The following is a 14,258-nucleotide window of genomic DNA, read 5'->3' on the forward strand; positions in this document are numbered from 1 at the left end:
CGGAGCCATTCGAAATCGGCGCCTCCGATGGCGGGTAACGGACCCGCTGTCCGGGGAAGTTCCGTCCAAGGGTTCCCCCTGCCGGTACTAGGACCGGCGCGTGCTGGACGAGCACTTTAAGGGGCGAGTGGGAGACGCATAGAATGCGGCAAATGGCACTCCATGCGTGCCGAGGCCTCCCAAGCGGAACGGACGGGATAAAAAGTCGCCGGACGGGCGGTCTTCGGATCGCATTACTTAACTACAAGAGGCGCTTCGACGATCGCCCGTCTTCCCACCATCATTCAATGGCCAGACGCGAAAGCGGGCGTGGCGAAGGAGAGCATATGGACGGCCAGGACAAAACAGCTTTTGGGTTCAGGTACTTTACGCCAGCCAAAACAGCCTCTAGAAGGTCGTCCGCCGGAGCGGTTTCCGGATTTTGAACACCACCCGCAATCGTTGGCGGGACTGGATAGGAGCAAATAGATGTCACAGACAGTTGCAAAGACTGTATCCATGCAATTTCCCGATGGCTCGAAGCGCGAATATGACGCCGCCATGACCGGTGCGGAACTTGCCGAATCCATTTCCAAATCACTTGCCAAGAAGGCCGTCGCCTACGCGGTCGACGGTATAGTGCGTGATTTGTCCGACCCGCTGCAAAATTCGGGTGCGATTGAAATCCTGACCCGCGAAGATCCGCGCGCGCTGGAATTGATTCGGCACGACTGCGCGCACGTCCTGGCTGAAGCGGTGCAGGAATTATTTCCTGGAACGCAGGTCACCATCGGTCCTGTGATCGAGAACGGTTTTTATTACGATTTTGCCAAGAACGAGCCGTTCACGCCCGACGATCTGCCGGTGATCGAGAAGAAAATGCGGGAGATCATTGCCCGCAACAAGTCCTTCACCAAGGAAATCTGGTCGCGCGAAAAGGCACGCAAGATCTTTGCCGAGAAGGGTGAGACCTACAAGGTCGAACTCGTTGACGCCATTGCCGAAGGTCAGGACCTGAAGATTTACAGGCAGGGCGACTGGTATGATCTGTGCCGCGGCCCGCATATGGCCTCGACGGGCCAGATCGGCAATTCGTTCAAGTTGATGAAGGTTGCCGGCGCCTATTGGCGGGGTGACAGCAACAACCCGATGCTGAGCCGCATATACGGCACGGCATTCACCAATGATGCGGATCTCCAATCCTACCTGCATATGCTTGAGGAAGCGGAAAAACGCGATCATCGCCGCCTCGGGCGCGAGATGGACCTGTTTCACTTCCAGGAGGAGGGGCCGGGCGTTGTCTTCTGGCATCCAAAGGGATGGCGGATGTTCCAGAGCCTCGTCAGCTACATGCGTCGCCGGCTGGATAGCCATGGCTATAGCGAAGTCAATGCACCACAGGTGCTCGACAAGTCGCTGTGGGAGACGTCGGGTCATTGGGGTTGGTACCGGGACAATATGTTCAAGGTGACGGTTGCCGGTGATGAGACAGACGATGAGCGCGTTTTCGCGCTGAAGCCGATGAATTGCCCTGGTCACGTGCAAATCTTCAAGCATGGTTTGAAGTCATACCGTGATCTACCGGTAAAGCTTGCGGAATTCGGCAATGTCCATCGCTACGAGCCATCTGGTGCCCTGCACGGACTGATGCGAGTACGCGGTTTCACGCAGGATGACGCGCACATTTTCTGCACGGACGAGCAGATGGAGGCGGAATGCCTGCGCATCAATGATCTGATCCTGACGACCTATGCTGACTTCGGCTTTGAAGGCATTACGGTGAAGCTATCGACACGTCCTGACAAGCGTGTGGGTTCCGATGAACTGTGGGATCGCGCTGAAGAAGTCATGAGCAAGGTGCTCACGACAATCGAGGCGCAGTCGGGCGGCAAGATCAAGACGGCAATCAATCCGGGCGAGGGCGCCTTCTATGGGCCAAAGTTCGAATATGTGTTGCGCGACGCGATTGGCCGTGACTGGCAGTGCGGCACGACGCAGGTCGATTTTAACCTGCCGGAACGTTTTGGTGCGTTCTATATCGACTCGACGTCGGAAAAGAAGCAGCCGGTGATGATCCATCGCGCCATCTGCGGTTCGATGGAGCGCTTCCTCGGCATCCTGATTGAAAATTATTCCGGACACATGCCGCTATGGTTTGCGCCCGTGCAAGTTGTCATCGCAACGATCACCTCGGAAGCGGATGATTACGGCAAACAGGTCGCCAAGGAGCTGAAGGCTGCTGGCCTTCAGGTCATCACCGACTTCCGCAACGAGAAGATCAACTACAAGGTGCGGGAGCATTCGCTGCAGAAGGTTCCGGTCATTCTCGTTTGCGGCATGCGCGAGGCCGAGGAACGTACGGTCAACATGCGCCGCCTCGGTTCACAGAACCAGACGTCGCTTACACTCGATGATGCAATCAGTCATTTGGTCAACGAAGCAACGCCGCCGGATCTTCTGCGGCTGGCCGCGGAATAGCCCGGAACATGACAGCGTGGTGTCGTCATCACGCTGTCATGTGAATGCAACAAAATTTGAGCTGATTTAGTATCAACCGGGGCCTGACGTGCAGTTTCCAGAGCTTTCCTATGCCAACGACACGCAGACGCGTCTGACCCAATGGCTCATCCGATCGATCGAGGGGCTGTCCGGGCGTAATTATTATGCCGGGCTCTACAGTACGTGGCGGAGCGAGATTGTTCCTGCGGGCATCGATGTATTCTGCCGCATGATGGACCTGATCAATGTCCGGCTCGACATTGCGGATCAATGGCCGCCGCGGGATTTGCCCGACACGCCTTTGGTCTTGATCGCCAACCATCCTTTTGGCATCGGCGACGGTATTGCGGCGCTGGCATTGGCTGAGCAACTTGGCCGGCCGTTTCGTGTGCTCATCAACAACGACCTTTTGAAGGTGCCGGAAATCCGTCCCTATGCGCTGCCTGTCTGCTTCGATGAGACGAAGGAAGCCATGGCGATGAACATGGCGACCCGCCATGAAGCCGTGCGGCTGCTGAAGGAAGGCGTGACGATCGTTGTGTTTCCGGCTGGCGGGGTCGCCACTGCGCCGAAGGGTTTTGGCCGCGCCGAGGACTTGCCCTGGAAGATATTCCCGGCAAAGCTGGTACAGCAGGCAAAGGCGTCAGTCATTCCCGTCTACTTCGGCGGCCAGAACGGCCGTTTCTTCCATCTGGCCAGCAAGGTGTCGATGACGCTACGCATTTCGCTGCTGATGCGCGAGTTTCGCCGTCTGTCTGGCAAGGCAATCAACGTGCGGATCGGCCGGGTAATGGGTTGGGAAGAGCTGAAGCCGTTCGAAGACCGCAAGCGTCTGCTCGAATATCTTTACGACGCGGTCTTCTCGCTGGATCCAGCAACGCGCTGAACACCGTTAGTCCAGCGGTTCGTCGCCGCCGGCAGGCTGGTCGGTCGTCGTTGCGGCGCTTGCGCCTTCTGTCGCCACAACCTCGACATCCTGATTGTGGCCGGCGACGACCTTGAAATCACGTTGGTAGATGCGGTCCTTGTTCTTGGCGATGATGATATATTCGCCCTCCGCCAGCACAATCGATGCGAATGCGCCGACGCTTTCGCGGACGATATCGCCGGATGTGGTCAGCACCGACCAGGCCGTGTCGGCCAAGGCTTCACCACCGGCCTCTCGCACCAGTTTCAGGGTCAGCTGTGCCGCCCGGTGCTCCACATTGGCTTCGGTGATCTTGCCGGCCTCGACGCGTATATCGGCGCGGATGACGGCATTCGCCGTGCCGTAGTTGGACACGATCTGGTACGTGCCCGTATTGAGCCGCACCACGGTGTCCGGCTTGACATCTGGAATGATGAGAGCGCGCTCACCGCTGGCATCCTCATTATTCTCGTAAATCGAAAATCTGAGCTGATCGGGCGGAATTCGTGCGCCACCTGAGAGAACGGCATTGAGCTTCACGCCGCCGGCATCGAGAATCATCGTCTCGGTGCGCTTGGCACGGGTCATGGTGATGCGCTTGGTCGCGCCTGCTCGACCAAAAGCCACATGCACCAGATAGCTGCCTGGGGCGAGATTGAATGAAGTCGTGCCGCCCTTGGCGGTCGCCAGCAATGCGAGTTTACCGTCACCGCCCGGCTCCGGGGAAAACACGCGCCACACAAGACCCCGGCCAATCGTCTCACCATCCTCAGAAAGCTTGGCTGACAAAACCAGTTCCGGTTCGTTGGCGAGCGGATTGTTTCCGGGCGCCTTTGGATTGGCATATTCCTTGAGAGCGGGAATATTGGGGAGCTCGACAGCCGGCACTGATGGCAAATCCGGGGCGAGCGACTGCGCCCACGCGCAAGGAGCAACAAGCATGCTTGCAAACGCCGTCACCGCGAGCGCGAGCAATGGCCTGCGCTTTCGGGACTTGCTGTCTGCTGAAAAAATCCGGATCACAGCCATGAAACGGTTTGATCCGAACCCGATGGCAATTTCAAGGCTTTTTCTTCGGCGCGCACCTTTACTTGGGCGGCGAAACCACCACATTGTCCGCGCATCGAGTATACGAGCTAAAACAGGACTGCCGCTTTATTCCATGGATACATCTGTTCCCCCTTCTGTCATTGAATTCTTGTCGACGCGCAGCTCCACGCCGATTTCGGCCATTGGCCTTCCGGCCCCATCTGATGATGAGATCGAGACCATGGTTCGCATCGCCTCGCGCGTGCCCGACCATGGCCGGCTGACGCCCTGGCGCTTCATCATTTACCGGGGGGAGGCCCGCGAAAAGATTGGAAAGTATCTGGCAGACCTTGCCGAGGAACGCGAAGGTCCGTTGACCGAGCAGCGCCGCGAGCAGGAGTTGAAGCGTTTCGCGCGGGCGCCCCTGGTCATCGGCGTGATCTTCACACCGGTTGAACACCACATTCCGGAATGGGAACAGTTCCTGTCTTCCGGCGCCGCAGCCATGAACCTGGTTCTGGCCGCAAATGCCCTTGGCTATGCCACGAACTGGATCAGCAACTGGTATGCTTCCGATAAAAAGGGGCGCGCGCTGCTTGGATTGGCTCCACATGAGCGGGTAACGGGTTTCGTTCACATTGGCAGCTGTCCGCAGAAGGTGCCGGAACGGCCGCGACCGGACATCAAGGACATTCTCTCTGAATATTCGGGGCCGTGGGAAGGCTGAACACATCATGTTTTACCGATATGAGGATGGCCATGGCCTGCCGCATGACCCTTTGAAGGCGATTGTCGCGCCGCGTCCGATCGGCTGGATTTCGAGCCGATCCAAGGACGGCAGGATCAATCTCGCACCGTATTCGTTCTTCAACATGATCAGCACCAAGCCGTGCCTGCTCATGTTCTCGTCGGAAGGTTACAAGGATAGTGTCGCCTTCATCGAAGAGACCGGTGAATTCGCTGCCAATCTGGTCAGCGCAAACCTCTCGGTAGCGATGAACGCGACGTCTGTGAATGCCCCACGCGGCGTCAGTGAATTCGAGTACTCGGGATTGACGCCGGCCGACTGCACCCTGATTGGCGCACCGCGCGTTGCGGAGGCCTATGCAACGCTTGAATGTGTCTTGACCGATATCCAGAACCCTAAGGATCGCCGCGGCAATCGGGTAAGTGCGTTCATGGTCATTGGTGAGGTGGTCGGCGTTCATATTAATGAGGCAATTCTCACGAATGGCCTCGTTGATATGACCAAGGCGCAGCCTGTCTCCCGTCTCGGTTATATGGATTTTGCCTCAGTGTCCGAAACCTTCCAGATGTTCCGGCCAAGATGGGACGGGTCAGGCAATTGACCTATCGCGCCGTGCGTCCTGGCGCTAACCCTTCCAAAATCAAAGACGATCTTTGGGGTTATGCGCGGCCCGGGCGATAAGCCGTTCTGCCCGGCGCAGATGCGGGCGGTCAAACATCTGGCCATTGATGCCGATGACCCCAGCTGAGGGGTCCGCGGCAAAGGCGTCGATGATCTTTCTGGCATGTTCGATAGCTTCATTGGACGGCGTGAAAATCCGGTTGATGATTGGTATTTGCGCCGGATGAATCGCCAGCTTGCCGGTGAAGCCGTCGCGCTCGGCTTCCATGCACTCGTGTGCCAGACCTTCGTCGTCGCGGTAGTTGATGTACACCGTATCAATCGCCGCGACCTCGGCGGCCGATGCACCGAGAATTGTTACAGCACGCGCCATACGAAAGACATCGGTATAGCGGCCAGTATCATCGCGGACGGCACGTGCGCCGATCGCAGCGGACAGATCTTCTGCACCCCAGCTGAGACCAATCAAACGCTTCGACGCGTCAGGGTAACTCGCCGCTGAAAGTGTTCCGACTGCCGTTTCTGTGATGATGGCAATTATCTGTGTCGATCCCTCGGCAATATCCGCATGGGCTTCATGTACATTGAGTTTGGCCGAAAGCCGGGTCACGTCCTTGCCGCTGTTGGATTTTGGCAGAAGAATCCCGTGGGGTAGAGAAGGCATGACGGCTGCAAGATCGGCATCCGCCAGTCCGCTGGCAAGATCGTTTATACGAACAAACAGACGCGGTGAGGAGCAATCGCGATTGGCCACCAGAAACGCGGCTGCGATCTTTCGCGCACTTTCCTTGCGTTCGGCGCTGACAGAATCTTCAAGATCGATCAGCAGCACGTCGGCGCCGCTGGTTAGGCCTTTCTCCAGTTTCTTTTCAGAATCACCGGGAACAAACAGCAGCGAGCGCATCAGGCAGCGCCCTTTGACTTCATCATGGCCTGCCGTGTGCATTGCGCGACCAGTACGCCATATTGATTGAAGGCGCGGTGCTCGAACTCGACAATGCCGCGATCGGGTTTCGATTTGGAGCGGCGCACGGAAATCACCTGGGTTTCCACGCGCACGGTATCGCCATGAAACAACGGGGCCGGGAATGTCACATCCGTCATGCCGAGATTGGCAATGGTCGTGCCAACTGTCGTGTCATTGACCGAAATGCCGATCATCAGACCGAGCGTGAACAGGGAATTGACCAGTGGTTTGCCCCATTCGGTTTTGCTGGAAAACTCGAAATCGATGTGCAGCGGCTGCGGATTCAGCGTCATCACCGAGAACAGCATGTTGTCGCTTTCGGTGACCGTCTTGCGCAGTGTGTGCTGGAACACATGCCCGATTTCGAAGTCTTCCAGATATAGCCCGGCCATGGTGTGCTGCGTCTCCTCGATGCTTTTGCGGCAGACTAAGGCGGCTTGGTCCGGATCGCAACACGCGAACGCTCACGCCACAACAGGGTTAACCGGTATGGTGAACCGATCGTAAACCTTTTCGTCCTAGTGTTGAGAACAAGCAGAGACTCGGGGGCGAAGTAGAATGTCGGTTCAGCACTATCTGAAAATGATCGATAATGCTTCAGTGGCGCAGCGCTGCCATGCCGCGGCGGCCTTGGCTCATATGTATCTTCAGTCCGATCTCGAATTTGACGAGCGTTGTTCCACCGAAGCCGTATTGACGCTTCTTCTCGATGATCCTTCACCAAAAGTGCGTCTCGCATTGGCCGAGGCGTTTTCAACAAGCGCTCATGCGCCGGTTCACATTGTCGCCAGCCTCGCGCGTGATCAGATCGAGATTGCTACCTATATGCTCGGGCGATCGACGTTGCTGAGCGATTCGGATCTGGTTGATTGCGTAGCGAGCGGAAGCGGCGAGGCGCAAAGGATCATTGCCGCCAGGGCACGAGTTTCATACGCCGTCAGTGCTGCAATCATCGAGATTGGCGAGACGGCCGCCGTTCTGGAACTTTTGTCTAACACGCAGGCGCAGATTGCCGACATCAGCTATCGCAGGTTGATCGAGCGCCTTGGCCATGTGGCTGAAGTCCGCGCACTCCTGGTTGACGATGAACGCCTGCCATCCGATTGCCGCCATTCTTTGGCGATCCACATTGCAGAGGCCCTCTGCCAGATGGACATGGTGATGGCCCTGATGGGCGAGCGAAGGGCAAAGCGAGTGACGCAGGAAGCCTGCGTGAAGGCGTCGATCAGCCTGGTGGCGGCGACGCCCGCAGAGGAATATCCCGCTCTTATTGAACATTTGCAGCTGCGCGGCGACCTTACGACTGCATTCGTTATACGGATTGTTGCCGCCGGAAAGGTCGATTTCTTCGGCGCTATTCTTGTCGGGCTCTCCGGATACAATCTTGCGCGTGTACGCAGTCTGCTTATCGATGGTCGTGCGACAGCACTTGGCGCATTGCTTAGCGCTGCCGGCTTGCCCGACAGCACCCATCGGCCCTTGGTGGTCGCACTCCAAGCATGGCGCGGTGTCGCCAGCGGCAAGCTGATGATCGGAGCGCAAGAAGTCATACGCAGGATGATCGAGCACGTCGCGCCTGAAAGTTACGGGGCGCTTCCAGCACCAGCTAATGACGACATGCTGTCGCTCCTCAAGAGGCTCTATCTGGACGCGATTCGGGATAATGCTCGCGATCATGCTCTGGCAATCGCTGCTGCCTGACGCCGAAACGCTGGTGGAAACCACATTTGATTACAAAAATCATCGCGCCGTTGAATAAATTCATCAGCGCATAGTGCTTGAATTGATGAAATATTGCTTTTTGGATAGCGCCGTTATGTTCAATTATCCGGGCCTGGCATCGAACATTTATTGATTTCAGTCTGTTAGGCGAATTATCTCATAGAAAGATCAACTGATGGCAGTATCTCGAAAATTTAAGACAGTATTACTGACCTAATAGTTCATGCTACAGTGTCAAAACGATATGTGTGGTTGGGAGGTCTAGAACATGTCTGACGATGGTCCCCTTGGTGAATTTGGTCCCCTTAGCCTGTATGTGCCAGAACCGGCGGTGCGGCATGGTGGTGAACCGGATTTTTCCAATGTTAATATTCCAGAGGCAGGTTCGGTCCGGCGTCCCGAAATAGACACCAACCCTGAAGATATTCGCGATCTCGCCTTTTCGATCATCCGCGTCTTGAGCCGCGCCGGGCAAGCCGTCGGTCCTTGGGCGGGATTGTTGACCGATGATCAACTGATTGAAGGTCTGCGCCACATGATGACGCTGCGGACCTTCGATGCTCGCATGCAGATTGCACAGCGGCAGGGCAAGACTTCGTTCTACATGCAGCACCTCGGCGAGGAGGCCGTGAGTTGCGCCTTTCGCAAGGCACTTGCACCCGGTGACATGAATTTCCCGACCTATCGTCAGGCAGGCCTTCTGATCGCTGACGACTACCCAATGGTCGAGATGATGTGCCAGATCTATTCCAACGAGCGCGATCCGCTGAAGGGTCGCCAGTTGCCGATCATGTATTCGTCGAAGGAGCACGGTTTCTTTTCGATCTCCGGCAATCTCGCCACGCAATATATCCAGGCCGTTGGTTGGGCCATGGCATCGGCCATCAAGAATGACACCAAGATCGCAGCCGGCTGGATCGGCGATGGCTCAACGGCCGAATCCGACTTCCACGCATCGCTGGTTTTCGCGTCCACATACAAGGCGCCGGTGGTGCTCAACATTGTCAACAACCAGTGGGCAATCTCGACCTTTCAGGGCATTGCGCGAGGCGGGTCGGGCACATTTGCCGCACGCGGACTTGGCTTTGGCATTCCGGCGCTGCGTGTCGACGGCAATGACTACCTTGCCGTCTTTGCCGTCGCGAAATGGGCGATCGAGCGGGCGCGGCGCAATCTTGGGCCGACACTGATCGAATATGTCACCTATCGCGTCGGCGCGCATTCCACCTCCGACGATCCGTCTGCGTATCGGCCGAAGACAGAGTCTGATGCCTGGCCGCTGGGCGATCCGATCGTTCGGCTCAAAAACCATCTGATCGGCCGCGGTGTCTGGTCGGAGGAGCGCCACAAGCAGGTTGAGGCGGAAATTCTCGATACGGTGATTGCGGCACAGAAAGAAGCCGAAAGCTTCGGCACATTGCATGCCGGTGGCAAGCCTTCGGCCCGGGACATGTTCGAGGGGGTTTACGAGGAAATGCCGCCACATCTGCGCCGTCAGCGCCAGCAGGCAGGGGTGTAAACCATGCCGCGCAAAACAATGATCGAAGCCATTCGCGACGCGATGGATATCATGATGGAACGCGACGACAATGTTGTCGTGTTCGGCGAAGACGTCGGCTTTTTCGGCGGTGTGTTCCGCTGCACGCAGGGCCTGCAGGCGAAATATGGCAAGACCCGCTGTTTTGATGCGCCGATCAGCGAAGCCGGTATTGTCGGCGCAGCGATCGGCATGGCGGCCTATGGTTTGCGACCGTGCATCGAAATCCAGTTCGCTGATTACGTTTATCCTGCCTACGACCAGATCGTCTCGGAAGCGGCACGCTTGCGCTATCGTTCCAATGGCGGCTTTACCTGCCCGATCGTGGTGCGTATGCCTACCGGGGGCGGTATTTTTGGAGGACAGACGCATAGCCAGAGTCCTGAGGCGCTGTTCACGCATGTGTCTGGCCTGAAAGTCGTAGTTCCGTCCAACCCCCATGATGCGAAAGGTCTGCTGATCTCCGCAATCGAAGATCCGGATCCGGTGATCTTCCTTGAACCAAAGCGACTCTATAACGGCCCCTTCGACGGTCATCACGAGAAGCCGGTCACACCCTGGTCCAAACACAACCTTGGCGAGGTGCCGGACGGTCATTACACTGTACCGCTAGGCAAGGCGATCAAGCGCCGCGAAGGCTCACAGCTGACCATTCTTGCCTATGGAACCATGGTCTATGTGGCGGAAGCCGCAGCGGAAGAACACGGTATCGATGCGGAAATCATCGATCTGCGCACACTGCTGCCGCTTGATCTTGAAACGATTGTCGAGTCCGTCTCGAAAACCGGACGCTGTGTCATTGTACACGAGGCGACCTTGACCTCAGGATTTGGTGCGGAACTCGCTGCATTGGTTCAGCAGCATTGTTTCTACAAGCTGGAAGCCCCGGTTGCACGGGTGACGGGCTGGGATACACCATATCCGCATGCCCAGGAATGGGATTACTTCCCCGGACCGACGCGTGTCGGGCGGGCCCTTGTCGAAGCGCTGGAAGGATAGGAGCAGACGATGGGTGAATATGTCATCAAGCTGCCGGATGTCGGTGAAGGCGTTGCGGAAGCGGAACTCGTTGAATGGAATGTCAAGATCGGCGACCTGGTCCGCGAGGATACCGTCCTTGCTGCCGTGATGACCGACAAGGCGACGGTCGAGATACCATCTCCCGTCGACGGCGAGATCATCTGGCTCGGCGGCGAGATCGGGCAGGTACTGGCCATCGGCTCACCGCTCGTGCGCCTGAAGGTCGAGGGGGAAGGACACGCGATCGAACCGGAGCCGGCAAAGCCTGCGAAGGCCGGGGCACCAGAACCAACGGCTGAGAAAAAAGCCGAAGCTCCGAAGCTGCAGGAAGAAAAACCGAAGTCCAAGCCTGTCACGGTAACTGACGCGCCATTGGCTGCGCCGCGTGCTCTTGGCGGAAGCGCGCCGCGCGGCGAGGGCGAGAAGCCTTTGGCATCGCCCGCCGTTCGTCTGCGGGCGCGGGAGGCTGGGGTTGATCTGCGTCAAGTCAGTGGTACGGGACCGGCAGGGCGGATCACACACGAGGACCTGGAAGCCTTTTTTGCGCGTGGATCGCAAAAACCTGGCTTGGCCGCCCTCGCGCCCGATAATTCCGTAAAGGAAATCAAGGTTGTTGGCCTGCGCCGCAAGATTGCGGAAAAAATGGCAATCGCCAAATCGCACATTCCGCATATTACCTATGTCGAGGAAATCGACGTCACCTCCCTGGAAGAATTGCGCGCCACGCTCAACGCCAAGAAACGTGCAGATCAGCCGAAATTGACGATACTGCCATTCCTCATGCGGGCAGTGGTGAAGGCTATCGCCGACCAACCACATCTGAACGCGCTCTATGATGACGATGCCAATGTCATCCATCAGCATGGCGGTGTGCACATCGGCATTGCAGCGCAAACACCGAATGGGCTTGTCGTTCCGGTTGTCAAGCATGCCGAAGCTCGCACGCTTTGGGATTGTGCCACCGAGGTCAATCTTCTGGCGGATGCGGCAAAGACCGGTTCGGCAACGCGTGAACAGCTCAGCGGTTCGACAATCACCATCACCTCGCTTGGCAGTATGGGAGGCGTGGTGACGACACCAGTCATCAACTACCCTGAAGTCGCTATCATTGGCGTCAACAAGATCATGACGCGTCCGGTTTGGGATGGGACGAATTTCATTCCGCGCAAGATGATGAACCTGTCGTCAAGCTTCGATCACCGCGTAATCGATGGCTGGGATGCGGCTGTTTTCATCCAGCGCATCAAGACGCTGCTCGAGACGCCGGCGCTGATTTTCGTGGAGGGTTGAGCCGATGAAAGATATTTCCTGCAAATTGCTGGTCATCGGTGCGGGCCCGGGCGGTTATATCTGCGCTATTCGTGCCGGTCAGTTGAATGTCGATACCGTCATCGTCGAAGCGACCAAGGTTGGCGGAACCTGCCTCATGGTTGGGTGCATTCCCTCCAAGGCGCTCATCCATGCCGCCGACGAATTCGCGAAGGTTGCGCATTTCGCCGCCAAGCAGACGCCGCTTGGCATATCCGTCAGCGAACACTCCATCGATTTTTCGAAAACCATCGCCTGGAAGGACGGCATCGTCAGCCGTCTGAACAACGGCGTAGCCGGGCTCTTGAAGAAAGCCAATGTCAAGATCGTTACCGGCAAGGCGAAGTTCCGCGACGGCAAGACGGTCGAGGTGGAAACCTTGACCGGCCAGCAGATCATCCGCGCCGAGAATGTGGTCATCGCCACGGGCTCTGCTCCGGTCGAGGTCCCATCGCTGCCATTCGGCGGCCATGTCATTTCATCCACCGAAGCGCTGGCGCTGCAGGAGGTTCCGGAAAAGCTGGTTGTCGTCGGCGGTGGCTATATCGGTCTTGAGCTTGGAACAGCATATGCGAAACTTGGCTCGAAAGTCACTGTCGTAGAGGCGCTCCCGAAAATCCTGCCACAATACGATGCGGAGCTGACCCGGCCCGTCTCGCGGCACCTTTCTGAGCTTGGCGTGTTGGTGCTGACTGGCGCCAAAGCCAAAGGGATGAGTGCGAAGAGCGAAGCACTGCTAATCGAGACTGCCGATGGCAAGGACGACAAGATCCCTTGCGACAAGGTATTGGTGACGGTGGGCCGCAAACCCGTGACGACAGGTTGGGGGCTCGAGGAAATCGACATCGACATGGACGGCCGGTTCGTCCGCATCGACGACAAATGCCGCACCTCCATGCGCGGCGTCTATGCCATTGGTGACGTGACGGGCGAACCCATGCTGGCGCACCGCGCCATGGCTCAGGGCGAGATGGTTGCGGAAATCATTGCCGGTGAAAATCGCAGCTGGGACAAACGCGCGATTGCTGCGGTGTGTTTCACCGACCCGGAAATAGTCTCCGTTGGCCTATCGCCAGATGAGGCAAAAGCCGCTGGCCACGAAGTCAAGATCGGCCTCTTCCCGTTCGCCGCCAATGGTCGTGCTATGACACAGGAAGGCGAGGAGGGGTTTGTCCGGGTGGTAGCAGCCGCCCGTAATCATCTGATCCTTGGCATTCAAGCGGTGGGGCAGGGTGTGTCAGAACTCTCGGCTTCCTTTGCACTGGCGTTGGAAATGGGCGCACGACTGGAAGACATTGCCGGGACGATCCACGCCCATCCGACACAGAGTGAAGGTTTCCAAGAAGCTGCGCTGAAAGCACTAGGGCACGCCCTGCACATTTAGAGAACTGCCGGCCTATTTCGCTCCAAGCCCTTTGCCAAGGAACCGGGGGGAACGTGACCTAGGGTCAGGACCTATTAATCTGGTCGAAATGGTATTTGGCTTTTCGTTCGGATATGAGGAGCAAAGGGACAAGAAATGTTAATCCATTTTCGAGCCTTTGCGACGACGTAGCCGGGCGAAAGACCCTATCCTTCGGACGCCGAAACGGCTGCAAGCTCTAGTGTCGAACCGTTCGGCCGGGGAAAAGACCCGCCCTTCACGCTTCTTGGAGCATGGTCCCGAAAAGTTGTCAGACTTTTCGGACGAGACATGCTCCAATGAATGAAGCTGCGCATGTATCTTTTCGATCCGGCAAAGCGCCGGATCGGAACATGCGCTGCATCTTCTTGCCGTTTCTGGCGCCATTTCGATCCTATTAATAGGACCTGACCCTAGCGCTTCTCGGGTTTTGACAAGTCACCCAGCAAGCGTTCCATCTCATCTTCGATGCTGTCGGCCTTTGCGGGCTTTTCGTCCTTGCCCGGCGCGATATGCAGT

At 57.3% G+C, this 14,258-nt stretch carries 12 protein-coding genes; 9 read left to right on the top strand and 3 right to left on the bottom strand.

Annotated features, from left to right (window positions below; translation table 11 throughout):
- The first annotated feature begins 468 nt into the window (after positions 1–468).
- Both thrS and AAAC48_RS27345 read left to right on the top strand, forming a co-directional pair.
- Positions 469–2,457 carry a threonine--tRNA ligase gene (gene thrS / locus AAAC48_RS27340; RefSeq protein ID WP_340657208.1) on the top strand — a complete coding sequence of 663 codons (1,989 nt, stop codon included), beginning with the start codon at positions 469–471 and terminating at the stop codon, positions 2,455–2,457.
- Positions 2,458–2,545: 88 nt separating this feature from the next.
- Positions 2,546–3,364, top strand: coding sequence for a lysophospholipid acyltransferase family protein (locus AAAC48_RS27345; RefSeq protein WP_340657209.1), 819 nt, complete (start codon positions 2,546–2,548; stop codon positions 3,362–3,364).
- A 6-nt stretch (positions 3,365–3,370) separates the two neighbouring features.
- On the opposite strand, the gene AAAC48_RS27350 is transcribed toward AAAC48_RS27345, so the two are convergent.
- A complete protein-coding gene (locus tag AAAC48_RS27350) occupies positions 3,371–4,327 on the bottom strand; it encodes a hypothetical protein (RefSeq protein ID WP_340657210.1) in 957 nt (318 codons plus the stop codon).
- A 220-nt stretch (positions 4,328–4,547) separates the two neighbouring features.
- On the opposite strand from AAAC48_RS27350, the gene AAAC48_RS27355 reads away from it, so the two are divergent.
- On the top strand, positions 4,548–5,141 hold the full coding sequence (locus tag AAAC48_RS27355; protein ID WP_340657211.1) for a nitroreductase: 594 nt from the start codon (positions 4,548–4,550) through the stop codon (positions 5,139–5,141).
- Between the two features lie 7 nt (positions 5,142–5,148).
- On the top strand, positions 5,149–5,763 hold the full coding sequence (locus tag AAAC48_RS27360; RefSeq protein WP_340657212.1) for a flavin reductase family protein: 615 nt from the start codon (positions 5,149–5,151) through the stop codon (positions 5,761–5,763).
- Positions 5,764–5,802: 39 nt separating this feature from the next.
- Here the strand turns inward: AAAC48_RS27360 and AAAC48_RS27365 are convergent, their stop codons facing one another.
- Both AAAC48_RS27365 and AAAC48_RS27370 read right to left on the bottom strand, forming a co-directional pair.
- Positions 5,803–6,687, bottom strand: coding sequence for a CoA ester lyase (locus AAAC48_RS27365; RefSeq protein ID WP_340657213.1), 885 nt, complete (start codon positions 6,685–6,687; stop codon positions 5,803–5,805).
- Positions 6,687–7,163, bottom strand: a complete 477-nt coding sequence (locus AAAC48_RS27370; RefSeq protein ID WP_340657219.1) for a MaoC family dehydratase — start codon at positions 7,161–7,163, stop codon at positions 6,687–6,689. Before AAAC48_RS27370 ends, AAAC48_RS27365 begins: the two co-directional genes overlap by 1 nt.
- A 145-nt stretch (positions 7,164–7,308) precedes the next feature.
- Between AAAC48_RS27370 and AAAC48_RS27375 the strand changes: the two genes are divergently transcribed.
- From AAAC48_RS27375 to lpdA, 5 genes are all read left to right on the top strand, one after another.
- On the top strand, positions 7,309–8,451 hold the full coding sequence (locus AAAC48_RS27375; RefSeq protein WP_340657214.1) for a DUF2336 domain-containing protein: 1,143 nt from the start codon (positions 7,309–7,311) through the stop codon (positions 8,449–8,451).
- A gap of 289 nt (positions 8,452–8,740) precedes the next feature.
- Entirely contained in the window at positions 8,741–9,991 is a 1,251-nt protein-coding gene (locus AAAC48_RS27380) for a thiamine pyrophosphate-dependent enzyme (protein ID WP_340657215.1), read from the top strand.
- Between the two features lie 3 nt (positions 9,992–9,994).
- A complete protein-coding gene (locus AAAC48_RS27385) occupies positions 9,995–11,008 on the top strand; it encodes an alpha-ketoacid dehydrogenase subunit beta (RefSeq protein WP_340657216.1) in 1,014 nt (337 codons plus the stop codon).
- A 9-nt stretch (positions 11,009–11,017) separates the two neighbouring features.
- Positions 11,018–12,319, top strand: a complete 1,302-nt coding sequence (locus AAAC48_RS27390) for a dihydrolipoamide acetyltransferase family protein (RefSeq protein ID WP_340657217.1) — start codon at positions 11,018–11,020, stop codon at positions 12,317–12,319.
- A gap of 4 nt (positions 12,320–12,323) precedes the next feature.
- Complete coding sequence (lpdA, locus tag AAAC48_RS27395; protein ID WP_340657218.1) at positions 12,324–13,721, top strand: dihydrolipoyl dehydrogenase; 1,398 nt, start codon at positions 12,324–12,326, stop codon at positions 13,719–13,721.
- The last annotated feature ends 537 nt before the right edge of the window (positions 13,722–14,258 follow it).

Source organism: Phyllobacterium sp. (assembly GCF_037994405.1).
Taxonomy (GTDB): Bacteria; Pseudomonadota; Alphaproteobacteria; order Rhizobiales; family Rhizobiaceae; genus Phyllobacterium.